A 23,375-nucleotide genomic window follows, 5' to 3' on the forward strand; every position below is an offset into this window, starting at 1 on the left:
GTTCGTGCGCGCAGAGGAACTACCGCCGTTCGTCACAGGCACCCAAGCTTTTGGCCCTTGCTACGTTACGTGGGGGGTCGCGTACCACGTAACACGGCATGGAATCCGTCCATGCCTTTGCCTGCGCGGGCGACGAGATCCAGGCCCTGAACGTCAGCTCGGGACATCAGCAGGCGCCCAACGTCTCCTCCACCGCCAGCGCAACAGCCGCGAGCCGCGCATCGTCTCCACAAACCGAAGAGAGCATCAGCCCCACCGGGAGTTCGCCCGCGCGGTGGCATGGCAGGCTGAAGGCGCAGCCATCGAGGAAGTTGATGGCGAAGGTGTTGCGCAGCAGCAGGCCGTTGGCCTTGAAGAATTCGGCGTCGGCCGCGAGCGCGTCGATGGCCGGCGCGACGATCGGCACGGTGGGGCAGAGCAAGGCGTCGAAGCCTTCGAGTGCGGCTTCGACGCGGCCGATCCACTCGCGGCGGTGGTCCTGCATGAGGATGTAGTCGGCGGCGCCGACCGACATGCCAAGGTCCACGCGGGCCGCGACCCGCGGGTCGAAGCGCTCGCGCTGCGCACCGATGCGCGCGCGATGCACGGCCGAGGCCTCGACGGGCGAGAAGCCGCCCGGTGCATTGATCCCGGCGATCTCGGCCAGCTCACTGAGCGTGACATCGGCCACGATGGCGCCCGCCGCCGACAGCGCACTCACCGCGCGGTCGAAGGCCTGCGCCACGGCCGGTTCGATGCCGTCGAACATCAGCGTGCGCGGCACCGCCAGGCGCAGGCCCTGCAGCGGACGCCGACGCACCGGGAGCGGCGTGCCGGCAATGGCGGCATCGACGACAAGGCAATCGGCCACGCTGCGCGTCATGGCGCAGACGGTATCGAGCGAACGCGCCAGTTCGAAGGCGCCGGCGCGCGGCACCCGGCCCTGGGTGCTCTTGAAGCCGACGAGGCCGCACAGCGCTGCGGGAATGCGGATGGAGCCGCCGGTGTCGGAGCCCAGGCCTGCCACGGCGAGGCCCAGCGCCACCGATACCGCAGCGCCCGACGACGAACCACCGGGGATGCGCGCCACGGCGGCATCCGCGGGATTGCGCGGCGTGCCGTGGTGCGGGTTGATGCCGACGCCGGAAAAGGCGAACTCGGTCATGTTGGTCTTGCCGATGATGGCCGCGCCGGTGCTGCGCAGGCGAGCCACGGCCACGGCATCCGCGGCGGCCACGGGTTCGCCCTCGCACACGACCGAGCCAGCCATGGTGGTTTCGCCGGCCACGTCGTAGAGGTCCTTCACCGTGACGGGCAGTCCGGCGAGCGCGGGCAGCACGACGCCGGCGCGCTGCGCCGCATCGGCATGGCGCGCGGCGGCCAGCGCCGCTTGCGCGTAGCGCTTGGTGAACACGTGCAGTGCGGCCGGTGCTTCGGAGTCTTCGAGCGCCCGCGCCACGACGGCTTCGTGCGACACCTCGCCGCGCGCGATGCGCCCGCGCAGCGTGGCGATGTCCATGCCGGCGGCGGCCGTCACGCGACCACCTCGAGCGCCTGCACGGCGTAGCGGTGCACGATGCTGCGCTTCAGGCGCGGGTCGTGGATCTCGAGCTCCATCTCGGTGGCCGGGCGGATGCCCTCGCCCTTGCCGTTGGGGATGGCACCGAGCGTGCCGCAGGTCATGAAGCGGCCTTCGTCGCCGCCCTCGGCCTGGTAGATGCCATCGCGCAGCGCAGCCAGCGGGCGGATCGAGGCGAAGGTGCCCTGCTGGTAGTCGATCCACCGGCCCTCCTCCAGGATGCGCGAGCGCAGCTGCAGCTCGTCCTGGTAGGGCGCCACGTCGCGCCAGCGCCAGGCGGTGGTTGCGACCGGCTTGGCGCACATCTGCTTGGACACCGCGACCGAGTAGGTCTCGACGCGGCGGTCGGTGTGGTCGGAGGCCACGGTGAGCCACCACTCGCCGGCGGCGCAGAAGAGCATCGGCTCGGCTTCGCCGGAGCTCTGCGCGCCCAGGGCCTCGATGGCGGCCGATTGCGTGAGCAGCCCGGCGCTCACGCGGTAGTACAGCGGCACGCTCGACGGCCGCGGCACGCCGATGGCTTCGAGTTCTTCGATGTGGTGGGCAATGGCGGCGGCGTCGCGGCCGGTCCAGCCGGCAATCACGAGTTGGCGCGGAAGCACCGACAGCAGTTGTGCCGAGCGCGTGCCGTCGGCCGCCACGCTTTCGCAGGCGAATGAAAGGGTCAATGACATGAAAGGCTCCGGGAACGGGGGGTCACATGAGATAGGCCGGCAGCCACAGCGCGATGGCGGGGAACACCATCAGCACGATGATCGCGAGCATGTAGACGAACATGAAGGGCAGCACGCCCGCAAAGACGTCGGTGATGGGCCCGGGCTGCCGCCGCATGCCCTGCAGCACATAGAGCACCGTGCCGTCGGGCGGGCTGATCATGGCGATCTCGACCAGCATGGTGATCACCACGCCGAACCAGATCGGGTCGTAGCCGAGCGCCGTGACCACCGGGAACAGCAGCGGAATGGTGGTGATCACCATCGACATGCCTTCCATGAAGGTGCCCAGCGCCAGGTAGAAGCCGATGATCACCAGCATGATCACCCAGCCCGGGAACGGCAGCCCCGTCAGGAACTTCGCGAGCATCTGCGGAATGCCCAGCGACGACAGGATGTAGTTCAGGAAGTACGCGCCGAACAGGATCAGCGCAATCATCGAGGTGGTGCGCGCGGTGGCGCGCATCGACTCGGCCAGCATCTTCCACTTGAGCTTGCGGTCCACCAGCGCCAGCAGCAGGCTGCCCGCCACGCCCAGCGCGGCCGATTCGGTGGGCGTGGCCCAGCCGGCGTAGATGGTGCCCAGCACCAGCGTGATCAGCAGCGCCGTGGGCACCAGGTCCGACAGGCTCGCGATGCGGTGCTTCCAGCCGATGGCCTTCGAGGCCTCGTCGCCGTGCAGCTTCAGCCGGTAGCTGTAGTACAGGATGACCGCGGTGAACAGCAGCACCACCAGGATGCTCGGCCCCACCGCCGCCAGGTACAGCGCGCCCACCGAGGTCTCGGTGATCAGCCCGTAGATGATGAAGGTGATGCCCGGCGGAATCAGGTTGCCCAGCGCGCCGCCGGCGGCAAGCGAGCCCAGCACCAGCTTCGGCGGGTAGTGGCTCTTCTCGAAGTACGGCAGCGCCACCGAGCCCATGGTCGCGGCGGTGGCCACGCTGGAGCCGGCCACGGCCGAGAACACGCCGCACGAGATGATGTTGGTGTGCAGCAGCCCGCCGGGCAGCCGGCCCATCCAGATGTTGAGCGCGCGGTACAGCCGCTCCGAGAGGCCGGCGCGCAGCATCACTTCGCCCATCAGCAGGAAGAGCGGCACCGACACCAGCACGAAGTTGGTCGAGGGGCTCCAGATCATCTCGCCGATGAAGTTCCAGAACGGCCGGTCCGACAGGCCGAAGCCCGCCAGAAGCGAGAGCACGGCCAGCGCCGCACCCACGTAGATGCCGCCGGCAAAGAAGCCGACGAAGGCCACCAGCACCGCGGCCAGCGCCCACCAGGGCACGCTGGCCGAGGCTGCCGCGGCCGCGTGGCCCTGCACGCCGAAGAGCGACGCGCCGGCAATCAGGATGCCGATGGCGACGATGAAGACGATGGCGATCATCGGGAGGCTCCTGCTGCCGCCGCGGGCATGACGGGTTGCTGCATGCCTTGCTGCGCTTCGGCCACGGCCTCCAGCGTCTCGGCGGCCTCGTCGACGTAGGTGCGCGACATCAGCATGCGGTCCATGCCGTCGGCGTCGCCGGTGGCGAGCTGGCGCACCGCGCGCGCGGCCAGCGCGACCACGGCCAGCAGCAGCAGGCCCAGGCCGGCGGCCCACAGGCCCTGCGGCAGGGCCAGCGGCGTGTGCAGCGCCGACAGGTCGGTGGCGCTGAAGTCCCACGAATCCCTGGTCAGCGAGAACGCGCCCCAGGCGAAGAAGCCCGAAGCGACCATGAGCGCGACGAGCGACGCCAGGTGCAGCCACACGCGCAGCTTCAGTGGCATCTTCTGCACCAGCACGTCGATGCGCACATGGCCGCGCTCGAACAGCGTGCCCGCCAGGCCCCAGCTCATGCCGATGGCCATCAGGTAGCCGGTGACTTCGGTCGTCGCCTCGGTCGAGAAGCCCAGCAGGCGCCGGGCCGCGATGTCGAAGCAGATAAGCAGGGTGATAACGAGGTAGCACCAGCCGGCGATGGTCATCGCCTTGGCACTCACCCACTCGAGTGCGCGGAACATCACTTGGCCGCGTACTTGATGCCGGTGATGGGGGCGATCACCTCGGCGTAGACCGCTGCGCAGCGCTCGCCGCAGCGCTTGATCCAGCCGGGCAGCACGTCGTCGGCCAGGTGCTTCTGCAATGACGCGCCGACGCTGGCCTCGGGCTTGGCTTCGACCATGGGCTTCTTCATCAGCGTGTGCAGCTTGCAGTCGGCGGCGCGGCCGACGTTGCAGGCGATGCCGTCGTTGGTGGCTTCCACACCCAGCTTCCACTGCGCTTCCTGCACCTCGCCCATCGTCTTCTCGAACTGTGCGCGGATCGCCGGGTCGAGCTTGTTCCACCACGCCAGGTTCACGAAGTAGCCGGAGGTCGACCACGACAGCGGCAGCGTGTAGAGGTGCGTCGTGACCTCGGGCCACTTCACGCCGTTGCCCGAACCGGCGCCGGTGATGCCGCAGTCGACCGTGCCGCGTTCCAGCGCGGTGTAGACCTCGCCGAAAGCCAGCGACACCGGCTGGCCGCCGAGCGACTTGATCAGGTCCGAGGCCGACGGGCCGTTGGTGCGCACCTTCAGGCCCTTGAGATCGGCCAGGCTTGCCACGGGTTTGCGGCAGAACAGCATCTGGCCCGAGAACGGATAGGTCGCGACCAGCTTGATGCCCAGGCGCTCCAGGTCCTTGTTGGCCACCGGCACCATCGCATCGGCCACCTTGCGGGCCTGGGCGATGTCGGCGTTCATGCCCGCGAGGTCGACGCCGTCGAGCATCGGCACGTCGCCCGACACGGTGGTCAGCGGCGCGGCGGCAATGTCGACCTGGCCCGAGCGCACCAGGCGCAGGACTTCGGGGCCGTTCACGTTGCGCTCGGGCCAGGACGAGAGCGTGACTTCCACGCGGCCGCCGGTCGCCTTGGCGATGCCGTCGCGCAGCAGCGGCTGGTCGACCTTGGTGTACTGCGGCAGGTTGGGTGCGACCTGCGTGATGGCCTGCACGGCAAGCTTCGGGCCGGCCGGCACCTGGGCGGCGGCGGCACCGGCCAGCAGCGCGGCGGCCACGGCGACGGATGCGAGGGAAGACAGCGGACGCTTCATCGGGAACTCCTGGAACAAAAAAAAGGGCGGGATTGGGAACGGGTGTTCATTCGTAGTACTGGATCTCGAACAGCACGCAGCCGGTGCGCGAAACGAAGGGGCCGTGCACCGCGCCCGGCGGGCGGCAGGCAAAGGTGTAGGGGCCGAAGGCTTCGCCGCCCCCGCCTTCCGCGTCGCAGCCGACCACCAGTTCGCCTTCGACGATGAAGACCTCTTCATGGAAGTCGTGCACCACGGGCCGGTCGATCAGCGCGCCCACCGACCAGCGGGCCAGGCGGGTGCGCGAGCCGGTGCATGCGGCGGTGTCGAGGTTGTCGGCCAGCAGCAGTTCCTCGATGCGTCCCGCGGTGGAAGCCACCGGCGACCATTCGGTGTCATCCGCATCGGGGCGGATCGCGAAGAACTCGCGATGTCTTTTTCCGGTCATGAGCTTGTGCATGGCGCGCAGTGTTGTCGCGCGCCCCTGCAGGGTCAAACGGGAAATTCTTTGGGCGGGCGATAGGATTTCGTGATGCACAGCCCTGGCGCATCGAAGCGCCCCAGCCCCGGGCGCGGCGTGGGCCGGATCAGGGCGCGAGCACGTCGCCCTGGCAGGTGGCGATGAACTGATCGCACGATGTCTGTGCCATGCCGACCAGCGCCTCGGCCAAGGGCGACGCCGGCTCCAGCCGCATGCTCGCGACCAGCGGCAGCGCAATGGGCACCGGGTCGACGTCCAGCACCACCAGCTTGCCGTGCAGCAGGTCCTGCTGGATCACGGCCAATGGCAGCAGCGCCGTGCCGAAGCCCGTGCGCGCCAGGTCGATCATCGCCCCCAGCGACGAGAAGTAGCTCACGCGCAGGTTGGTGCAGCCGCTCGCGTTCTGGGCGATGTTGCGGTAGACGCTCGATTCGCGGTTGAACGAGATGATGGGCTGCGTGGCGATGTCGGCAAAGGACAGCAGCCTGCGCGACGGGAACTTGAGCGCGAGCGACGGGCTCGTGACCCAGCGCATCGCGAGGTTGGCAATGCGCCGGTTGTCGATGAAGCCCGGCGTGATCTCTTCCGACAGGATGGCGCAGTCGAGCGTGCCGCGCAGCAGGTCGTCGCGCAGCCTCGGCGTGATGTCGGAGATCAGCTCCAGCGTGGCGTTGGGGTATTTCTCGGCAAAGCGCGAGAACAGGTCGGGCAGCCAGGTGTGGGCCACCGTCTCGATCACGCCGATGCGCAGCATGCCCGAGAAGGCATCGGCCTGGCCCATGGCCGCAACCATGCGCGCCTGCATCTCGATCATGCGTTCGGCATGGGGCAGGAGCTCGGTGCCCTGGTAGGTGAGCATCACGCCGCGGTGCTCGCGGTCGAACAGGCGCACGCCGAACTGCTCTTCCAGCGTGGCGATGCGGCTGGAGATGCCGGCCTGCGTGGTGTGCATCTTCTCGGCGGCCGCCTTGAAGCTGCCCAGCTTGGCGACCCAGACGAAGGCTTCGAGAAAACGCACGTTCATCGGACGAGTCTATGAGGAGTTGCAGGCCGCGCTGTGCGTGACATATTTCACGCTGCCGAGTCGAAATCTCACCAGTTCTGGGTATTTGAGGCTGAAATGTAATCCATTAGGCCTCTTTTTACGTTCTGGCGCTTCAACATCGAGACGGGAGCGCCACATGACCACCACAGATCCACAAGCCGTCTTCGAGGCGAGCGGCCGCCTGGGCGCCATGGAGGTCCTGGGAACGCAGGTCAGTGCGGTGGTATCGATGCTGCGCGCCATGTACGCGGCGCACCCCGAGCCGGCCAGGGTGCGGCACGGCTTCGACCGGCTGATCGGCCAATTGCTGGTCAGCCCCTATATGGGACACGACCCGGACCGCGCCGTCGTCCTGCTGGATACGGCGGCGGCGTTGACGCGCCCGCTTGCGGAAGCCCATCCGCACGGATAGATGCGAGCAGCTTGGCTGCAAGCGACCAAGCTATGCCGGGCTCAAGGTCCGCACCATCTGCTCGTACATGGCATCCACCGCAGGCGAGCGCAGCGACACCTTGCTGCGCAGCGCCGCCACATCCATCGACTTGAGTTTGGGCAGATCGAAGCCGGTGGGCAGGTTCTGCAGTATCTGCAGGTGGGCCGGAACGCTGCAGCGCGTGAACACGGCCACGGCCAGGCCGCTCTCCACGGCCGCCAGCTGGCCGGCGAGGCTGGAGCTGTGATAGACGATGCGATAGGCGCGCCGCCTGGCAGCCAGGCTCGAGAGCGCGGCAGTTCGGGCCATGCTGCCCGCTTCGTAGACCGCAATCGGCAATGGATTGCGGCGCCAGGCTTCATGCTGCGCCGTGCCCACCCACACCAGCGGTTCCTGGAACAGGAGCTGTCCGCGTTGCGGCTTGTCGCGGGACACAAGTGCCAGGTCGAGCTCGCCCCGCGTGACCTTGGGGATGAGGGAGGTCGACTGCTCGCAGGTCAGCTCGATCTCCACGCCCTTGTAGCGGCCGGCAAAGCTGCGCAGCACCGGCGTCAGGTAGGTGGAGGCATAGTCGTCCGGCACGCCGAGCCGCACGCGGCCGGCCAGTTCCGGTCCGAACATCGCGTTCTGCGTTTCCGACTGCAGTTCGAGCATGCGGCGCGCATAGACCAGCAGTTGCGCGCCCGCCGGCGTCACTTCCAGGTGCCGCGGGCCGCGCAGCAGCACGGCCTGGCCGAGCGCGTTCTCCAGCTTCTTGATCTGCATGCTCACCGCGGACTGGGAGCGGTGGACCAGGGGCGCCGCGGCCGACAGCGAGCCGGCATCCACCACTGCCACCAGGACGCGCAGCCAGTCGATCTGGAAATCGGGATATTTCATCGTCGGTCTCATTCGGTATTCGAATGATAGGCGTTCGAACTATGCGCTTTACGACGTTGCCGCATGGGCACACGATCGCCTTCATGCAAAAGAAGGCAGTTCAGGTGCACCCCGTGTTCGCAGCGGCGCGGCCATCCAACCGCGAAAGCACGGGGCAATGGCTGCTGGTTGCCGGCGGCATGCTGCTCGGCACGATCGGTGTCTTCGTGGAAGAAGCGCACCAGCATCCGCTGGTCACCGTCCTCTTTCGCTGCGCCTTCGGTGCATTGGCCTTGCTCGCATGGGGCTTGGCCACCGGGCGAATGAACGAGCTGCGGCTGCGCGGCAAGAGCTGGTGGATCGCTTGCGCGACGGGCTGCCTGATGGTCGTGAACTGGACGCTGTTCTTCGCGGCCATCCCGCGCATCTCGATTGCGGTGGCCACCATTGTTTTCCACATCCAGCCGGTGTGGATCATTCTCTTTGGCGCACTGGTCCTGCGCGAAGCCGTGTCGCCGCGCCAGTGGGCTGCCACCCTGGCCGCGCTGTGCGGGCTGGCGCTGACGACCGGCCTGGTCGGCGACATGGCATCGGTGGCCTCATGGGGCAGCGACTACGCGCTCGGCCTGCTCATGTGCCTGGGCGGCTCGCTGTGCTATGCCGCGGTGACCATCCTCGCCAATACGGAAAAAACCATCACGTCCTACGCGCTGGCCTGGTGGCAGTGCGTGACCGGGGTCGTCGTGCTGGCGTGGGTGCCTTTTGTGTTCGGCTGGCCGGATTCGGCCTCGGCCTGGGCGTGGCTCGCAGGACTGGGCGTGCTGCACACCGGCCTGGCCTACGCCATTCTTTTCGCGGGCATGGCCCGGCTTCCCCTTGGGAAAATCGCCGTTCTGCAGTTCGTGTACCCGCTGACCGCCGTGCTGGTGGACTGGGGCGTGTACGGCCGGACCTTGGATGCCGTCCAGGTTGCGGGCGTTGCCGTGATGGCCCTTGCGCTGTGGACGATCAAGAAACCGAAGCGCGATGCGGCTGGTTCGGCGCCGCATCAAAGCTCCATCCGATAGCCCACGCCATAGATCGACTTGATCCAGTCGTCCTCTCCCCCGGCCTCGACGAGCTTGCGGCGTAGGTTCTTGATGTGGCTGTCAACGGCGCGGTCGGTGACGGCACGCTGGTCGTCGTAGATGCGGTTGAGAAGCTGCTCGCGCGAATACACCCGCCCCTGCGATCCATACAACACGCCGAGCAGGCGAAACTCCCCGGGCGTGAGATCCAGCAAGCGGCCATTGAGGCTTGCGCGGTATGTTTCTGCATCGAGCGTCAGCACGGTTCCCGTCGGGGCGGCGTCGGGCCCCTGGCGATAGCGGCGCAACACGGCACCCACGCGCGCGATCACCTCGCGGGGGCTGAAAGGCTTGCAGACGTAGTCGTCGGCGCCGATCTCCAGGCCCAGCAGCCGATCGATCTCCTCGACACGCGCCGTGATCATGATCACCGGCACCGTGCTGTGGCGGCGCAGTTCGCGGCAGATGTCCATGCCGTCGCGGCCGGGCAGCATGAGGTCCAGCAGGACCAGGTCGGGCCGCTGCTCGTGGAAGGCGGGCATGGCCAGCGCGCCGTCGGCCACCCAATGGTGCGTATGGCCGGCGGTGCCGAGATAGTCGCCCAGCACGGCGGCCAGCCGGGGCTCGTCCTCGACGATCAGGATGTGTGCTTGCGGAGTGTTCATGGTGCGGCCAGCGGCAGTTCGATGTGGATGCGAAGTCCGCCCAGGGGCGATGGCTCGGCGGCGATCTTGCCATCGTGCGCCTCGACGATGTTGCGGCAGATCGCCAGGCCCAGGCCGCTGCCGCCGCTGGCGCGGTTGCGCGAGGCCTCCAGGCGGTAGAAGCGCTCGAACAGTTTTTCCAGCTTGTCTTCGGGCACCCCGGGGGCACTGTCTTCGATCGAAATGCTCGCCACTGCGTCACGGCGATGGCAGCGCAGCCGCACGATACCGCCCTTGTCCGTGTAGCGCAGCGAGTTCTCCAGCAGGTTTCCGAACAGCTGCTGCAGGCGCGCCTCGTCGCCGCTGATCGACAGCGGCGGCGGTGCGATCGACACCTCGAGCTGCAGGCCGGCCGCCTCGAAGCGCCGCTGCATGCCGCCCTGTGCGGCCTGCAGCACGGTCACGAGATCGAGCGGCGCGCGCCGGTAGGCCATCGCGCCGACGTCCGTCAACGACAGGTCGTGCAGGTCGTCGATCAGCTTGCCCAGCTGGCCGATCTCCTGGTTCATGGCCTCCAGCGTGGAGGCGCTCGGTGGCCGGATGCCGTCCTGGATGGCTTCCAGCTCCGCGCGCAGGACCGCGAGCGGCGTGCGCAATTCATGCGAGATGTCCGCCATGAAGGTGCGCCGCGCGCGCTCGGTGTGCTCCAGCGTCTGCGCGAGCTGGTTGAAGTCCCGCGCGAGCGTTCCCAATTCGTCGTTGGCGCCGACCTCCACGCGCGAGGCATAGTCGCCGGCCGCGAGCCTGTGGGTGGCACCGGCCATGCCGCGCACGCGCCCCAGCAACGCCCGCGCGAGCACGAAGGTCAGCAGGGCCGCCACGGCGAGCGAGGCCAGGACGATCATCCGAAGCGCTGCGAATTGCTGCTCGAGAAAGCGGGACTCGCCGCTTGCGAGCACCTTCTCGAAGGGCACCGTCGCGATCCAGCCCACGGTGCGGCCGTCCACCACCACGGGCAGGCGGATGGAATCGGCCGCCACCTGGGGGTTGCCGGCGACGTGCCGCAACTCGGCGTCCAGCACGCCCATGCGCAGGATCACGCCGGTCTGGTCGGAAGAGGTCAGCCGGGGCGGCGCGGCCGTGTCTGCGGTGCGCGACACCGCGAGGTCCATCCATGCCCTGAAGTCCGTGCGCAGGAAGTCCCAGTTGCCGTGCTTGCCGAAGCCCGCCGCGAGGCGCGGCACGATCTCTTCCATGCGCTCGTTGGCCTGCCCGTTCAGGTAGCCCAGGAAGCCACGCTCGAAGCTGATGCGCATGGCGACGCCCTGCACGACCAGCACCGCGGCGCAGGCCACCAGCACGGCGAGAAAGAGCTTGGCTGTGATGCCGACTCTCATGGAACGAGGCGGCCGATGGCGGACAGATGATGCATCCGGGTATTAGCGCCGCACTGGCCGACTAAATCAAGAATGGACCGGGGCCCGGCTGTGGCATCCATTGTTGCTCCACATTTCTTTCCGAGCATGGCGACCTTCGGATCACACCGACCTCTTCTTCTCCATGCCCATGACTCGCTTCGACTCCTCCTGTTCGCTCCGGATTCCCGTGTCTGCGGCGGCGCTGGCCATCGTGCTCGCGCTGACCGCCTGTTCGCGACAACAGCCACCGTTCGCGATGCCGCAGGCCGAAGTCACCGCCATCACCGTCAAGCCCGAATCCCTTGCGATCGACAGCGAATTGCCGGGCCGCACCAGTGCCTACCAGAGCTCCGACGTGCGCCCGCAAGTGGGTGGCATCCTGCGCAAGCGCCTGTTCAGCGAAGGCGCGGACGTGAAAGCCGGCCAGGTTCTCTACGAGATCGATCCCGCAACCTACCAGGCTGCCTACGACACGGCCAGCGGCGACCTGGCGAAAGCCGAGGCATCGGTCATCTCGGCGCGCCCCAAGGCCGAGCGCTACCGCAGCCTGGTGGCACTGGATGCCGTCAGCAAGCAGTCCGGCGACGAGGCCCTGGCGGCCCTGCGCGAGGCGCAGGCTTCCGTGATCGCGGCGAAGGCCTCGCTGCAAAGCGCGAAGATCAACCTGAACTACACGCGGATCGCCGCGCCGATCTCGGGCCGCATCGGCACCTCCACGTCCACACCGGGCGCGCTGGTCACCGCCGACCAGAGCGCGGCGCTGGCAACCATCAACCAGCTCGACCCGATCCTCGTCGACGTGACGCAGTCCAGCGCGCAGCTGCTGCAGCTGCGCCGGCAGCTGGACGCCGGTGCGCTGAAAGCCGTCGCCGGCAAGGCGCAGGTGCGCATCGTGCTGGAGGACGGCAGCACCTATGCGCATGCCGGCACGCTGGAGTTCGTCGGCGCTTCGGTCGACAAGACCACGGGCAACGTGCAGCTGCGCGCGATCGTTCCCAACCCCGGGAAGCTCCTGCTGCCGGGCATGTACGTGAAGGCCGTCCTGTCGATGGCGACCAACGAGCAGGCCCTGCTGATTCCGCAGCAGAGCGTGTCGCGCAATGCCAAGGGTGAGGCCGTCGCGCTGGTGGTCGGCGAGGACGCGAAGGTGCAGCAGCGCGTGGTGGAGCTCGGCCAGGCGGTGGGCGACCGGTGGTCGGTTCGCTCCGGGCTGAAGGCCGGCGAAAAGGTGGTGGTCGAGGGCGGCCAGAAGGTGAAGGCCGGCGACAGCGTCAAGGTGGCCGACAGCCGCGCGGCGCAGCAGACAGCGATCCCCCCCAACGCGGCTGCGCCCTCCGGCAAGCCGCCGGCGAACTGAGGAGAACGACCATGGCTCGCTTCTTCATCGACCGTCCCATCTTTGCGTGGGTGATCGCCATCGTCATCACCCTGGCCGGCGCCATCTCGATCTTCAATCTGTCGCTGGAGCAGTACCCCGACATCGCGCCGCCGACGATCTCCGTCAATGCGACCTACACGGGCGCTTCGGCCGAAACGGTGCAGAACTCGGTCACGCAGATCATCGAGCAGCAGATGACCGGCCTGGACAATCTGCTGTACATGTCTTCGAGCAGCAGCTCGGCGGGCACCGCCTCCCTGACGCTGACCTTCAAGTCGGGAACCGATGCGGACACGGCGCAGGTCCAGGTGCAGAACAAGGTCGCGCAGGCGGAGTCCATGCTGCCAGAAGCGGTGAAGAGCCAGGGCGTGACGGTGAGGAAGTCCGGCAGCGGCAGCATGTTCATGGTGCTGGCGTTCACCTCGGAAGACGGCAGCATGAGCGCCACCGACATTGCCGACTACATGGTGTCCACGCTGAAGGATCCCATCAGCCGCGTCAACGGCGTCGGCAATGCCAACGTCTTCGGCTCCCAGTACTCGATGCGCATCTGGCTGGATCCGGAAAAGCTGCACGCCTACGCGCTGATGCCCTCGGACATCACGAGCGCCATCTCCGCGCAGAACGCGGACGTCTCGTCCGGGGCGCTCGGCGACCTCCCGGCGGTCGACGGCCAGCAGCTCAATGCCACGGTCACGTCGCGCAGCAAGCTCAAGAGCGTCGACCAGTTCGAAGCGATCGTGCTCAAGTCCGATACGAGCGGCGCCACCGTCTACCTGCGCGACGTGGCGCGCGTGGAGCTCGGCTCGGAGAACTATTCGTCCGCCGCCAAGTTCAACGGCAAACCGGCGGCAGGCATGGGCCTGCAGCTGGCCACGGGCGCCAATGCGCTGAACGTGGCCAAGGCGGTCGAAGCCAGGCTGGGCGAGCTTCAGCCGTATTTCCCCGCCGGCCTGCGCTACAAGGTGGCCTACGACACCACGCCCTTCGTGCGCATCTCGATCCAGGAAGTCGTCCAGACCCTGCTCGAGGCCATCGTGCTCGTGGTGCTGATCATGTATCTGTTCCTGCAGAACTGGCGCGCGACGCTGGTGCCGGTCATTGCCGTGCCGGTGGTGCTGATGGGCACCTTCGGCGTGCTGTCGCTGCTCGGATATTCGATCAACACGCTGACCATGTTCGGCATGGTGCTGGCCATCGGCCTCCTGGTGGACGATGCCATCGTCGTGGTGGAGAACGTCGAGCGGATGATGTCCGAGGAAGGGCTGTCGCCGCGGGAGGCCACGCGCAAGTCGATGGGGCAGATCACCGGCGCGCTGGTGGGCATTGCACTGGTGCTGACCGCGGTGTTCGTGCCGATGGCCTTCTTCGGCGGCGCAACGGGGAAGATCTATCGCCAGTTCTCGGTCACCATCGCGGCGTCGATGATCCTTTCGGTGATTGTCGCGCTGACCCTGAGCCCGGCACTGTGCGCCACGCTGCTCAAGCCCGTCGAGAAGGGCGGCCATGCGTCCGATCGCGGGCCGCTGGGCCGCTTCTTCGCGTGGTTCAACAACCGCTTCGATCGCGGGGCCGAGCGCTACCGGCACGGCGTGTCGCAGGTGCTGGGGCGCCGCAAGCTCGGCGGCCTCGCCTACCTTGTCGCGGTCGCCGTGATGGGACTGTTGTTCTGGCTCTTGCCTACTTCCTTCCTGCCGGAGGAAGACCAGGGCATGCTGATGGTGATGTACAGCGCACCGCCCGGTGCCACGCAGCAGCGCACGCTGCAGTCGATGGACAAGGTGACGGAGTTCGTGCTCCAGCAGCCGGAGGTCGAGGGCATCTTCGCGGTGGCCGGCTTCAGCTTCGCGGGCAGCAGCCAGAACGCCGGCATGGGCTTCATCAAGCTCAAGGACTGGAGCCAGCGCAGCGCCTCCGCGCAGCAGGTTGCCATGCGGATCACGGGGGCGATGATGGGGTCCATGCGCGATGCGCAGGTCTTTGCCATGACACCGCCGGCGATCAGCAGCCTGGGCACGAGTTCCGGCTTCACGCTGCAGTTGCAGGATCTGGCGGGCCGCGGCCACGAGGCCCTGGCCGAGTCCCGCCGCGAGCTCCTCGCGCGAGCCGCCAGCAACCCGAAGCTCAGCGCCGTGCGCTACAACAGCCTGGAAGACGCGACCACCTTCCAGGTCTCGATGGACGACCGGAAGGCCGGTGCATTCGGCCTTTCCGCATCCGACATCAACAGCACGCTGTCGACCATCATGGGCGGCAGCTACGTCAACGATTTTCTCAATGGCGGCCGCGTGAAGAAGGTCTATGTGCAGGGCGAGGCATCCGCACGCATGCTGCCGCAGGACATCGAGCGATGGCACGTGCGCAACGCCAGCGGCGACATGGTGTCGTTCTCGAGCTTCTCGAGCTTCTCGAGCAGCCGGTGGGGCGTTGCGCCGCAGGTGCTGCGGCGCTTCAACGGCGCCGAGTCGATGGAAATCACCGGCAGCGCCGCAAGCGGCGTGAGCTCCGGCGAAGCCATGGCGGAGATCGCCAGCCTGGTCAAGCAGCTTCCGGGCGGCTTCGGCTCTTCGTGGTCGGACATGTCCTATCAGGAGCAGGCCGCCGGATCCCAGACCTGGCTGCTCTATGCCGCGTCGCTGGTGTTCGTGTTCCTCTGCCTGGCTGCGCTGTACGAAAGCTGGTCCATCCCGATCTCGGTGATGCTCGCGGTGCCGGTGGGCATCGTCGGCGCATTGCTGGCGACCTGGCTGCGCGGGCTCTCGAACGACATCTACTTTCAGGTCGGCCTGCTGGCCACCATGGGGCTGGCTGCAAAGAACGGCATCCTGATCGTCGAGTTCGCGAAGGAACTGGAAGCCAAGGGCGTCTCCCTGGTGGAGGCCACCCTGCAGGCGGCGCGCCTGCGGCTGCGCCCGATCCTGATGACCTCGCTGGCCTTCATGCTCGGCGTGCTGCCGATGGTGATCGGCAGCGGCGCCGGCTCGGGCGGGCGCCATTCGCTGGGCACCGGCGTGCTCGGCGGCACGCTGTTTTCCACCGCCTTCGGCATCTTCTTCGTCCCGCTGTTCTACGTGGCCGTGCGTTCGCTCTTCCCGGGGCGCCGCGATGCCGCGGCACGTGCCCAGGAGGTGGAAGCATGAAGCACCTCGCCCTGCCCTCCCTGCTGGCGACCGCGCTGCTGCTCGGTGGTTGCATCAGCATGGCACCCGACTACCGGCAGCCCGAGGCCCCCGTGGCCACGCAATGGCGCGACGCACCGGCCGCACAAGTGGCCACCGCCGACGCGGCCACCGCGAACACGCCGGTCGCCGAGACTCCCTGGCAAGACTTCTTCCAGGACGAGCGCCTGCGCCGGGTGATCGCATTGGCGCTGGAAAACAACCGTGACCTGCGTATTGCCATGCTCCACATCGAGAAGGCGCGCGCGCAGTACCGCATCCAGCGGGCGGACCTGTTTCCCGCGATCACCGCCGGTGGCAGCCAGAGCGCCAGCCGGACGCCGTCGTCGGTCAGTTCGAGCACAAGCACGAGCTCCAGCAGCAGCTCGGCCAGCGCGGTCGTCAGCCGCCAGCACAGTGCCGACGTCGGGTTCAGCAGCTACGAGCTCGACCTGTTCGGGCGCATCCGCAGCCTGACGGACGAGGCCCTGCAGACCTTCCTGGCCACTGCGGAAACCCAGCGGAGCACGCGCCTGAGCCTGGTGGCGGAAGTGGCGGGCGACTGGCTGACGCTGGCGGCGGACCGGCAGCGGCTCGCCCTGGCGCGCCAGACCCTGGAGAGCCAGCGCGAATCGCTGCGGCTGACCGAGCACCTGCACGCGCAGGGCACGGCGTCCGGCCTGGACCTGGCGCAGATCCAGTCCAGTGTGGAAAGTGCCAGGGCCGATGTCGCCAGCTACGCCGCGCAGGTGCAGCAGGACCGCAACGCCCTGGAGCTGATCGTCGGCGCGGCGGTACCCGAAGAGATGCTGCCGCCGGAAGAAGCCCTGAAGGCATCCGTGCTGCTGGCGCAGATCCCCGCCGACATGTCCTCCTCGGTGCTGCTGCAGCGCCCCGACGTGCTGTCCGCGGAGCGCTCGCTGAAGGCCGCCAACGCGGACATCGGTGCGGCCCGCGCGGCGTTCTTTCCGACCATCTCGCTGACGGCATCGACCGGCTTCAGCAGCAGCCAGCTCGCGGGCCTGTTCGGCAGCGGCAACCGCAGCTGGTCGTTCGCGCCCAGCATCAGTGTGCCGATCTTCAATGCCGGCAGCCTGCGCGCTTCGCTCAAGGTGTCGGAGGTCGAACGCGACGTCGCGGTGGCCACCTACGAGAAGACCATCCAGACGGCATTCAAGGAGACAGCCGATGCCCTGGCCGTTCGCGCCACGCTGCAGGAACGCCTGGATGCGCAGCAGGCACTGGTGGAGGCGACGGCGCGCAGCTACAGGCTGTCCACGGCGCGCTATCGCAGTGGCGTCGACAGCTACCTCGACGCGCTGGATTCGCAGCGAAGCCTCTATACGGCGCAGCAGAACCTGATCTCGCTTCGGCTCACGGAGAGCAGCAATCGTGTCACGCTCTACAAGGTCCTTGGAGGCCTTGCAGACGGGAGAAGCTGAATGATCGAGGCGATCAGGAATCGCGGGTCTTCGGGGGGCGGCCCGAAGCTCACATCAATCGCAGTCCCCGCGCGAACCGCATCGAGGTCTTCACGAACTTGGGCGCATCGCTCATCTTTGCGATTTCGGCGAGACCCTCCTCGGTGATGCGCTTCACCGTCGCTATGCGCGACGCAGCATCCGGGCCGGTCGGCCTCACGGGTGCGAAATCGGCCTCGATCAAACCCGTGGCCACGAGCACCGAGACGAGACGGACTTCCTCCGCAAGGGCGACTCGGACAGGCAGCGGGATGTGCTGCAGCCTCAGCAGGAACAAGAGCGGCATTCAATCCTCCGATTGCCGGCGCTTGTTCAATCCAAAAATGCCGGCTTTTTTGGTCTGAGGAATGTAGCCGTATGTACTTCTTGTTGCACCTGGCCACTCGGCATAGCTCGCGCGAGCCTACCTGGGCATCACGATGTCGCGCCTCAAGCTCCAGATGCAGGCCCCAAGGCGAAGCAGCTCCTCGACCCTGCGGTCGTAGAACGCGCTTTCCGCATCCTCCTGGGCGATGAGTGTGGCGATGTGGTCGAGGGCATCGGCGGGCGTAAAGCCGAGGCCGGTGCGCGCCATTTCGATCACGGTCACCAGCGCCTTTGTCTTCTCCATGGTGGGATGATGCCCATGAAACCCGGCAAGAACAATACAGGGTTTCATTTTAATGATTATTTCTTATAACCAGTTGCATCCGCGGGGCGACGAAGCGAACGTTCAGGGCAGGAGTTCGAACTTGAGATCGGCCAGCGGCATGACCTTTTCTTCGCGCACCATCTTGTATTCGGTGTTCGGGCCGAGCCACTTTGCCCAGATCCTGTCGAGTTCGCCCGACTTCTCCAGCGCGTAGAGCGCGCCGTTCACCTTGGCCAGCAGTGCCGGCTCGTCCTTCTTCATGCCGACGCCGATGGGCTGCAGCACCATGGGCTCCTTGATCATTTTGAGCGCCACGCCCTCGGTCTTCGATTGGTTGACCAGCTTGGTGATGGTCATCGTGTTCGCCACCATGCCGACCGACTTGTTCTGCTGCACCGCCATGAAGGCCGATCCCGTGTCCTGGAAGGTCACCGGCTCCGAGCCGTTCATCTTGATCGACAGCTCCGAGGTCGAGCCTTTGGTCGAGCTCAGGCGCTTGCCCTTGAAGTCGGCCTTGGCGGTCCCGGGGTCGGAGGCTTTCACCGCCAGCATTTCCTTGGCCACGTAGTACGGGTCGCTGAACTGGATCTGCTCGCCGCGGCTCTTGGTGTACGCGAGGTTGGCGACGGTCACGTCGACGCGCCCGAGCTTGACCTCGGGCACGCGCGCCTCCACCGACAGCGGCGTGACCTTGGCCGCGAGGCCGAGTTCCTTGGCCAGCGCATGGCACAGGTCGACATCGTGGCCCACCATCTCGCGCGTCTTCGGATCGGGGGCGGCGAACGGCGGCACGTCGGCGAAGGTGCCGCAGCGCAGTTCCTTGCGCTGGCTGATGTCGCTCCATTGGTCGGCTTGCGCCAGGAAAGGCGCGGCGCAGAGGCAGGCGCCGATGGCGGCAAGACGGAAAGTGGTTCTGTTCGACATGCTGGACTCCTGAAGAAATTCGAAGGAAATGAAGAAAACGAAGCTCAGTGCGCGCGCAAATCCGACAGGAAGCGCTGCGCGCGCGGATGCTGCGGACTGCTGAAAAAGGTCTCGGGGTCGGCCTTCTCGAGAATGCGGCCGGCGTCCATGAACCAGACGCGGTCGGCCACCTCGCGGGCGAAGTTCATCTCGTGCGTGACGCACATCATGGTCATGCCGTCGCTGGCGAGGCTGCGCATCACCGACAGCACCTCGCCCACCATCTCGGGGTCGAGCGCGCTGGTGGGCTCGTCGAACAGCATTGCGGGCGGCTCCATGGCGAGCGCGCGGGCAATGGCCACGCGCTGCTGCTGCCCGCCCGAGAGCTGGGCCGGGTAGGCGCCGGCCTTGTTCGACAGGCCCACGCGCTCGAGCAGCTGCGCCGCCCTCGCCTTCGCGTCGGTCCGCTTCACGCCCAGCACCCGCACGGGCGACAGCATGATGTTCTCCAGCACCGAGAGATGCGGAAACAGGTTGAAGCTCTGGAACACGAAACCGATGCGGCTGCGCAGCTTGTTGAGTGCCGCGCTGCTCATGGGCGCGTGAATGTCGTGGCCGTCGAACAGCAGCTGCCCCGACTTCACTTCCTCCAGCCGGTTGACGGTGCGGATCAGCGTGGACTTGCCGGAGCCCGAAGGCCCGCAGACCACCACCACTTCGCCCTTCTTCACCTCGGCGTTGACGTCGGCGAGCGCCTGGTAGTCGCCATACCACTTGTTGATGTTGGAGAACAGGATCATGGTGTCATCCCCTGCGGGGTGCAAAACGGGGTTCATGGGTCTGTCTCCTTGTTTTCCTGCGGGTGGCCGTCTTGCGCGGCCTCACGGATTCACCACCACCGGCGGGGGCAGCGAAACACCGTCTTCGGATGTCTTCACAGAGGCGGAGCCGAGCCGCTTGTGGGCCACGCGCCGCTCCAGCCACTGCGCCAGCTGCGTCAGGCTGAAGCAGACGGCGTAGTACGTCATGGCCAGGATGAAGAACACCTGGAACGGCTTGGTCAGCAGCTGGTTGTTGATCTGGCTGGCCGCGAAGGTCAGCTCCTGCACGTTGATCACGTAGCCCAGCGTGGTCTCCTTGATGGTGGAGATGAATTGGCTCAGCATGCTCGGCAGCATGTTGAAGAGCGCCTGCGGCAGGATCACGAACCACATCGTGCCGAGGTGGCTGTGGCCGAGCGCGCGCGCCGCCTCGGTCTGGCCTTTGGGCAGGGCCTGGATGCCGGCGCGCACCACCTCCGACAGGTAGGCGCCTTCGTAGATCACCAGCGTGCACAGCATGGTGGTGAAGCCCGACACGTCCCGCCCGATCAGGATCGGCACCAGGAAGTAGACCCACAGGATCACCATCAGCAGCGGCACGCCGCGCACCACGTAGACCAGCACCGTGGCGGGCCAGCGCAGCAGCCGCCAGGGCGACAGCCGCGCCAGCGCCAGCAGCACCGACAGCGGAAACGCCAGCACGATGCCCAGCACCGACAGGATCAGCGTGGCGACGATGCCGCCGAGCGGCCCGCTGGGGTACTGGCCGACGAGCAGCAGCAGCCAGTTGTCGCGAAGGATTTCGTAGACGCTGAACATGGCTTCTTCTTACCTCGCTCCGACGATGCGGTAGCGCCGCGACAGCCAGCCGCCCACGGCCATGATGAGCAGCGAGCACACGAGATACAGCACCGTCGCCATGCTGTAGGCCTCGAAGGTGCGAAAGCTCCGGCTCTCGATCTCCTTCACCGCATGGGTCAGCTCGGCCACGCCGATGGCCATGGCCAGGCTGCTGTTCTTGAACAGCGACACGCTGTGGTTCACCAGTGCCGGCACCGCGTTGCGGATGGCCTGCGGCAGCATGACGTGGCGCATCGAGCCGATGTAGCCATGGCCGAGCGCGCGCGCGGCCTCGGCCTGGCCGGCCGGGATGGAGCGAAGGCCCGAGCGCATGTCCTCGCTGAAGTAGGCGGCCTGGCAGAGCCCGAGCGCGACGATCGAGAGAATCGTCTCGGCGTTGTGCGCCGACAGCCAGCCCTGCAGTGCATCGGGCAGCAGGCTGAAGATGCCGAAGTACCAGAGCATGAGCTGCACCAGCGTCGGCACGTTGCGGTGGTAGGAGACATAGCCGGCCACCACGCGTTCGGCCAGTCGGCTCGGGGTGAGGCGCACGACCAGCAGCACGACCGCCATGGCCATCGCGAGCAGCCAGGAACCGGCCGCGATCTTCAGCGTCTCCTGCAGGCCGTGCCAGAGCATCGCACCGAACTCCGGCTTCAGCAGGATCGCCAGCAGGTCGAAGTCCTTCATGCGGTGTTCCTTTGCTTCGGCTTCCGAGGGTGGCGCCGCTCAGGCCTGCGGCGCTTCCGGCCGCGCGGTCGAGAGCCCGCCGGGCACCTGCAGCGTGGGCGTGATTTCCATGTGGCCCACGTTGACCGCAATGGGCGCCGCAATCGCGAAGGCGATGGCGTTGGCGATGTCCTCGGCCTGTGGCAGCTCGTAGCCTTCGACGAAGCGCTTGTGGGTCTCTTCGGAGTCGCCGTGCACGTGCGCGAAGATGTCGGTGGCCACCCGCCCCGGGCAGATCTCGGTCACGCGCACGCGCTTGCCGAAGACGTCGATGCGCAGCTGGCGCGACAGCATGCTCACCGCCGCCTTGGTTGCGTGGTAGGTGCTGTTGCCGCCGAAGTTGTAGGCCGCGGCAATGGAGCTGATGTTGACCACGTGGCCCCGGTCGCGCGCGGCCATGCCGGGCACCACGAGCCGGCACAGGTGCAGCACGGCGCGCAGGTTCACGTCGACCAGCAGGTCGATGCCCTCGGCGTCGGCCTTGAGGATGGAGCCGGGGCGGTCCACGCCGGCGTTGTTGACCAGCACGTCGAACGCCACCTCCTGCGTGAGGCGGGTGATGCCGGCGAGGTCGCTCACGTCGATGGCGTGCGGGATGCAGCCGGTGCGCGCGGCCAGCTCGGCCAGCTTGTCGGCGCTGCGTGCCAGCGCATGGACCTTCAGGCCTTCCTTGCAGAGGCGCTCGACGACGGCAGCGCCGATGCCCGAGGAGGCTCCCGTCACCAGCGCGGTCTTGTAGTCAGAGAAGGGCATCTTTGTTTCTTTCGTGGAACTGGAGATCACTGCTTCGAATTCACTGTATCGAGCGCTTCTTCGCGGCGCCAAGACGGATTGGCTGTGGAGCGATAAGCCGGCCTTATGTTGCCCTGTGTTCGTGCATGCGACCTAGGGTAAGCACCATGTCCGGGCTCCGGGCCTGCTAGGCCGACTGCTTCGAAATGGGCACCACGCGCCCCGCCTGCTCGACCACGCCGCGCACGGCGCGGGCCAGCTCCACCGCACCGGGCGTGTCGCCGTGCAGCAGGATCGAATGTGCGCGCATCGGGATCTTCCTGCCGCTGTAGCTGGTGACCGTGCCCTCCTCCAGCAGCTGGCGCACGCGCGCCAGCACCGCGCCCTGGTCGTGGATCACCGAACCGGGCAGCTTGCGCGGCACCAGCAGGCCGTCGTCGTCGCAGGCGCGGTCGGCCAGGAAGGTGGTGCGCACGCGCAGGCCGCAGCGCGCGGCCGCGTCCTCGATGGCGCGGCTGGCGGAAGAGCTGACGATGAGCATCGGATCGAAATCCGCCACCGCGCGGACCAGCGGCTCGGCGAGCGCGGCGTCGGCCGCGGCCATGTTGCCGAGCGCGCCGTGAAAGCTCATGTGCGTCATGCGGTGGCCGGCCGTGCGCGCCATGCCGTCCAGCGCGCTCAGCTGGTAGAGGACGTAGGCGACGAGTTCCTTCGGCTCGATCTGCATCGGCCGGCGGCCGAACCCGAGCAGGTCGGGAAAGCCCACGTGCGCCCCCACATCGACGCCTCGCGCGCGCGCCATGCGCACGGTGCGGTCCATGATGACCGGATCGCCCGCATGGAAGCCGCAGGCCACGTTGGCGGAAGAAACGATGTCGAGCAGCGCCTCGTCCTCGCCCATGCGCCAGGGGCCGAAGCCTTCGCCGAGGTCTGCGTTCAGGTCGATGTCCATGGGAGTCCTTCGCTCGTTCGTCAGAGGGGATGCACGCCGACCAGCGGCGTGCCGAAGCCGACCGCGAGGCCGTCGGCCGCGTGGACGCCGTCGACGATGCCGGCCTGCGGCGCGGTCACGGGCAGCAGCAGTGGGCCGATCTTCAGCAGGCCGACGGTCTGGCCGGCCTCCACGTGCTCGCCGATGCGCACCAGCGGCGCGGCGGCCAGCGGATGGCTGTGCAGGAACACGCCGACCGAGGGGGCGTGGATTACCAGGAGTTCGGGCTCGGCTTCTTCATCCGGCAGTTCGATGATTTCGTCACCCTGCCGGCCGAGGCGCAGGGTGCCTTCCGGCGTGCGCAGTTCGAGCAGGCCGATGTCGGTGCCGGCCAGCCAGGCGGCCAGCTGCGGGGTACGCAGTGCGATGTCCTGCATGTCAGTTTTTCTCGGGGCGCTTTTGTTCGGGGCGCGTGCACAGGCCACCGGGTACTCCCCTCCG

Annotated in this window: 24 protein-coding genes; 5 read left to right on the plus strand and 19 right to left on the minus strand. The window is 67.4% G+C overall.

Going from position 1 to position 23,375, the window contains the following annotated elements; genetic code table 11:
• Positions 1-166: 166 nt before the first annotated feature.
• The 7 genes from VAPA_RS30540 to VAPA_RS30570 form a co-directional block, all read right to left on the minus strand.
• Positions 167-1,498 (minus strand): amidase, encoded by a 1,332-nt coding sequence (locus VAPA_RS30540; protein ID WP_041946862.1) that lies wholly within the window; start codon positions 1,496-1,498, stop codon positions 167-169.
• A 14-nt stretch (positions 1,499-1,512) separates the two neighbouring features.
• Complete coding sequence (locus VAPA_RS30545) at positions 1,513-2,232, minus strand: DUF2848 domain-containing protein (RefSeq protein ID WP_021004095.1); 720 nt, start codon at positions 2,230-2,232, stop codon at positions 1,513-1,515.
• Between the two features lie 22 nt (positions 2,233-2,254).
• Entirely contained in the window at positions 2,255-3,655 is a 1,401-nt protein-coding gene (locus VAPA_RS30550; protein ID WP_021004096.1) for a TRAP transporter large permease, read from the minus strand.
• Positions 3,652-4,272, minus strand: a complete 621-nt coding sequence (locus VAPA_RS30555) for a TRAP transporter small permease subunit (RefSeq protein ID WP_021004097.1) — start codon at positions 4,270-4,272, stop codon at positions 3,652-3,654. The genes VAPA_RS30550 and VAPA_RS30555 overlap by 4 nt, the downstream gene beginning before the upstream one ends.
• Positions 4,272-5,345, minus strand: a complete 1,074-nt coding sequence (locus VAPA_RS30560; RefSeq protein ID WP_021004098.1) for a TRAP transporter substrate-binding protein — start codon at positions 5,343-5,345, stop codon at positions 4,272-4,274. The genes VAPA_RS30555 and VAPA_RS30560 overlap by 1 nt, the downstream gene beginning before the upstream one ends.
• 46 nt (positions 5,346-5,391) lie before the next feature.
• Positions 5,392-5,784 (minus strand): cupin, encoded by a 393-nt coding sequence (locus VAPA_RS34980; RefSeq protein ID WP_155419690.1) that lies wholly within the window; start codon positions 5,782-5,784, stop codon positions 5,392-5,394.
• Between the two features lie 127 nt (positions 5,785-5,911).
• A complete protein-coding gene (locus VAPA_RS30570) occupies positions 5,912-6,829 on the minus strand; it encodes a LysR family transcriptional regulator (RefSeq protein ID WP_021004100.1) in 918 nt (305 codons plus the stop codon).
• 157 nt (positions 6,830-6,986) lie between these two features.
• Between VAPA_RS30570 and VAPA_RS30575 the strand changes: the two genes are divergently transcribed.
• On the plus strand, positions 6,987-7,262 hold the full coding sequence (locus VAPA_RS30575) for a hypothetical protein (protein WP_021004101.1): 276 nt from the start codon (positions 6,987-6,989) through the stop codon (positions 7,260-7,262).
• Positions 7,263-7,292: 30 nt separating this feature from the next.
• On the opposite strand, the gene VAPA_RS30580 is transcribed toward VAPA_RS30575, so the two are convergent.
• Complete coding sequence (locus tag VAPA_RS30580; RefSeq protein WP_021004102.1) at positions 7,293-8,162, minus strand: LysR family transcriptional regulator; 870 nt, start codon at positions 8,160-8,162, stop codon at positions 7,293-7,295.
• An 83-nt stretch (positions 8,163-8,245) separates the two neighbouring features.
• On the opposite strand from VAPA_RS30580, the gene VAPA_RS30585 reads away from it, so the two are divergent.
• Positions 8,246-9,208, plus strand: coding sequence for a DMT family transporter (locus tag VAPA_RS30585; RefSeq protein ID WP_041946868.1), 963 nt, complete (start codon positions 8,246-8,248; stop codon positions 9,206-9,208).
• Here VAPA_RS30585 and VAPA_RS30590 read toward each other — a convergent pair.
• Together VAPA_RS30590 and baeS are read right to left on the minus strand one after the other, a co-directional pair.
• Positions 9,190-9,873, minus strand: coding sequence for a response regulator (locus tag VAPA_RS30590; RefSeq protein ID WP_021004104.1), 684 nt, complete (start codon positions 9,871-9,873; stop codon positions 9,190-9,192). The genes VAPA_RS30585 and VAPA_RS30590 overlap by 19 nt on opposite strands.
• A complete protein-coding gene (gene baeS, locus VAPA_RS30595) occupies positions 9,870-11,249 on the minus strand; it encodes a sensor histidine kinase efflux regulator BaeS (RefSeq protein ID WP_021004105.1) in 1,380 nt (459 codons plus the stop codon). The genes VAPA_RS30590 and baeS overlap by 4 nt, the downstream gene beginning before the upstream one ends.
• Before the next feature lie 169 nt (positions 11,250-11,418).
• Between baeS and VAPA_RS30600 the strand changes: the two genes are divergently transcribed.
• Genes VAPA_RS30600 through VAPA_RS30610 form a run of 3 tightly spaced genes read left to right on the plus strand, consistent with a single transcriptional unit; the run spans position 11,419 to position 17,248 of the window.
• Positions 11,419-12,627 carry an efflux RND transporter periplasmic adaptor subunit gene (locus tag VAPA_RS30600; protein WP_041946869.1) on the plus strand — a complete coding sequence of 403 codons (1,209 nt, stop codon included), beginning with the start codon at positions 11,419-11,421 and terminating at the stop codon, positions 12,625-12,627.
• Between the two features lie 11 nt (positions 12,628-12,638).
• Positions 12,639-15,788, plus strand: coding sequence for an efflux RND transporter permease subunit (locus tag VAPA_RS30605; protein WP_021004107.1), 3,150 nt, complete (start codon positions 12,639-12,641; stop codon positions 15,786-15,788).
• Positions 15,785-17,248: an efflux transporter outer membrane subunit gene (locus tag VAPA_RS30610; RefSeq protein WP_021004108.1), complete on the plus strand. Its 1,464-nt coding sequence runs from the start codon at positions 15,785-15,787 to the stop codon at positions 17,246-17,248. Before VAPA_RS30605 ends, VAPA_RS30610 begins: the two co-directional genes overlap by 4 nt.
• 49 nt (positions 17,249-17,297) lie before the next feature.
• Here the strand turns inward: VAPA_RS30610 and VAPA_RS30615 are convergent, their stop codons facing one another.
• From VAPA_RS30615 to VAPA_RS30655, 9 genes are all read right to left on the minus strand, one after another.
• Complete coding sequence (locus VAPA_RS30615) at positions 17,298-17,573, minus strand: hypothetical protein (RefSeq protein ID WP_021004109.1); 276 nt, start codon at positions 17,571-17,573, stop codon at positions 17,298-17,300.
• Between the two features lie 117 nt (positions 17,574-17,690).
• Positions 17,691-17,897, minus strand: a complete 207-nt coding sequence (locus VAPA_RS30620; RefSeq protein WP_021004110.1) for a hypothetical protein — start codon at positions 17,895-17,897, stop codon at positions 17,691-17,693.
• A gap of 102 nt (positions 17,898-17,999) precedes the next feature.
• A complete protein-coding gene (locus VAPA_RS30625; protein ID WP_021004111.1) occupies positions 18,000-18,842 on the minus strand; it encodes an ABC transporter substrate-binding protein in 843 nt (280 codons plus the stop codon).
• A gap of 44 nt (positions 18,843-18,886) precedes the next feature.
• Complete coding sequence (locus tag VAPA_RS30630; RefSeq protein ID WP_021004112.1) at positions 18,887-19,621, minus strand: amino acid ABC transporter ATP-binding protein; 735 nt, start codon at positions 19,619-19,621, stop codon at positions 18,887-18,889.
• A gap of 81 nt (positions 19,622-19,702) precedes the next feature.
• Complete coding sequence (locus tag VAPA_RS30635) at positions 19,703-20,461, minus strand: amino acid ABC transporter permease (RefSeq protein ID WP_021004113.1); 759 nt, start codon at positions 20,459-20,461, stop codon at positions 19,703-19,705.
• Positions 20,462-20,470: 9 nt separating this feature from the next.
• Positions 20,471-21,172: an amino acid ABC transporter permease gene (locus VAPA_RS30640; RefSeq protein ID WP_021004114.1), complete on the minus strand. Its 702-nt coding sequence runs from the start codon at positions 21,170-21,172 to the stop codon at positions 20,471-20,473.
• 39 nt (positions 21,173-21,211) lie between these two features.
• Positions 21,212-21,964 (minus strand): SDR family oxidoreductase, encoded by a 753-nt coding sequence (locus tag VAPA_RS30645; RefSeq protein ID WP_021004115.1) that lies wholly within the window; start codon positions 21,962-21,964, stop codon positions 21,212-21,214.
• 166 nt (positions 21,965-22,130) lie between these two features.
• Positions 22,131-22,895, minus strand: coding sequence for a LamB/YcsF family protein (locus VAPA_RS30650; RefSeq protein WP_021004116.1), 765 nt, complete (start codon positions 22,893-22,895; stop codon positions 22,131-22,133).
• A 20-nt stretch (positions 22,896-22,915) separates the two neighbouring features.
• Complete coding sequence (locus VAPA_RS30655; RefSeq protein ID WP_021004117.1) at positions 22,916-23,311, minus strand: acetyl-CoA carboxylase biotin carboxyl carrier protein; 396 nt, start codon at positions 23,309-23,311, stop codon at positions 22,916-22,918.
• Positions 23,312-23,375 lie beyond the last annotated feature (64 nt).

The sequence above is a fragment of the Variovorax paradoxus B4 genome (assembly GCF_000463015.1).
In the GTDB taxonomy this organism is placed as follows: Bacteria; Pseudomonadota; Gammaproteobacteria; order Burkholderiales; family Burkholderiaceae_C; genus Variovorax; species Variovorax paradoxus_E.

What these genes read in the sequence shown, in the direction of transcription:
- VAPA_RS30540 (WP_041946862.1), bottom strand. Translation starts at nt 1,498, where the DNA reads ATGGACATCGCCACGCTGCGCGGGCGCATCGCGCGCGGCGAGGTGTCG.
- VAPA_RS30545 (WP_021004095.1), bottom strand. Translation starts at nt 2,232, where the DNA reads ATGTCATTGACCCTTTCATTCGCCTGCGAAAGCGTGGCGGCCGACGGC.
- VAPA_RS30550 (WP_021004096.1), bottom strand. Translation starts at nt 3,655, where the DNA reads ATGATCGCCATCGTCTTCATCGTCGCCATCGGCATCCTGATTGCCGGC.
- VAPA_RS30555 (WP_021004097.1), bottom strand. Translation starts at nt 4,272, where the DNA reads ATGTTCCGCGCACTCGAGTGGGTGAGTGCCAAGGCGATGACCATCGCC.
- VAPA_RS30560 (WP_021004098.1), bottom strand. Translation starts at nt 5,345, where the DNA reads ATGAAGCGTCCGCTGTCTTCCCTCGCATCCGTCGCCGTGGCCGCCGCG.
- VAPA_RS34980 (WP_155419690.1), bottom strand. Translation starts at nt 5,784, where the DNA reads ATGCACAAGCTCATGACCGGAAAAAGACATCGCGAGTTCTTCGCGATC.
- VAPA_RS30570 (WP_021004100.1), bottom strand. Translation starts at nt 6,829, where the DNA reads ATGAACGTGCGTTTTCTCGAAGCCTTCGTCTGGGTCGCCAAGCTGGGC.
- VAPA_RS30575 (WP_021004101.1), top strand. Translation starts at nt 6,987, where the DNA reads ATGACCACCACAGATCCACAAGCCGTCTTCGAGGCGAGCGGCCGCCTG.
- VAPA_RS30580 (WP_021004102.1), bottom strand. Translation starts at nt 8,162, where the DNA reads ATGAAATATCCCGATTTCCAGATCGACTGGCTGCGCGTCCTGGTGGCA.
- VAPA_RS30585 (WP_041946868.1), top strand. Translation starts at nt 8,246, where the DNA reads ATGCAAAAGAAGGCAGTTCAGGTGCACCCCGTGTTCGCAGCGGCGCGG.
- VAPA_RS30590 (WP_021004104.1), bottom strand. Translation starts at nt 9,873, where the DNA reads ATGAACACTCCGCAAGCACACATCCTGATCGTCGAGGACGAGCCCCGG.
- baeS (WP_021004105.1), bottom strand. Translation starts at nt 11,249, where the DNA reads ATGAGAGTCGGCATCACAGCCAAGCTCTTTCTCGCCGTGCTGGTGGCC.
- VAPA_RS30600 (WP_041946869.1), top strand. Translation starts at nt 11,419, where the DNA reads ATGACTCGCTTCGACTCCTCCTGTTCGCTCCGGATTCCCGTGTCTGCG.
- VAPA_RS30605 (WP_021004107.1), top strand. Translation starts at nt 12,639, where the DNA reads ATGGCTCGCTTCTTCATCGACCGTCCCATCTTTGCGTGGGTGATCGCC.
- VAPA_RS30610 (WP_021004108.1), top strand. Translation starts at nt 15,785, where the DNA reads ATGAAGCACCTCGCCCTGCCCTCCCTGCTGGCGACCGCGCTGCTGCTC.
- VAPA_RS30615 (WP_021004109.1), bottom strand. Translation starts at nt 17,573, where the DNA reads ATGCCGCTCTTGTTCCTGCTGAGGCTGCAGCACATCCCGCTGCCTGTC.
- VAPA_RS30620 (WP_021004110.1), bottom strand. Translation starts at nt 17,897, where the DNA reads ATGGAGAAGACAAAGGCGCTGGTGACCGTGATCGAAATGGCGCGCACC.
- VAPA_RS30625 (WP_021004111.1), bottom strand. Translation starts at nt 18,842, where the DNA reads ATGTCGAACAGAACCACTTTCCGTCTTGCCGCCATCGGCGCCTGCCTC.
- VAPA_RS30630 (WP_021004112.1), bottom strand. Translation starts at nt 19,621, where the DNA reads ATGATCCTGTTCTCCAACATCAACAAGTGGTATGGCGACTACCAGGCG.
- VAPA_RS30635 (WP_021004113.1), bottom strand. Translation starts at nt 20,461, where the DNA reads ATGTTCAGCGTCTACGAAATCCTTCGCGACAACTGGCTGCTGCTGCTC.
- VAPA_RS30640 (WP_021004114.1), bottom strand. Translation starts at nt 21,172, where the DNA reads ATGAAGGACTTCGACCTGCTGGCGATCCTGCTGAAGCCGGAGTTCGGT.
- VAPA_RS30645 (WP_021004115.1), bottom strand. Translation starts at nt 21,964, where the DNA reads ATGCCCTTCTCTGACTACAAGACCGCGCTGGTGACGGGAGCCTCCTCG.
- VAPA_RS30650 (WP_021004116.1), bottom strand. Translation starts at nt 22,895, where the DNA reads ATGGACATCGACCTGAACGCAGACCTCGGCGAAGGCTTCGGCCCCTGG.
- VAPA_RS30655 (WP_021004117.1), bottom strand. Translation starts at nt 23,311, where the DNA reads ATGCAGGACATCGCACTGCGTACCCCGCAGCTGGCCGCCTGGCTGGCC.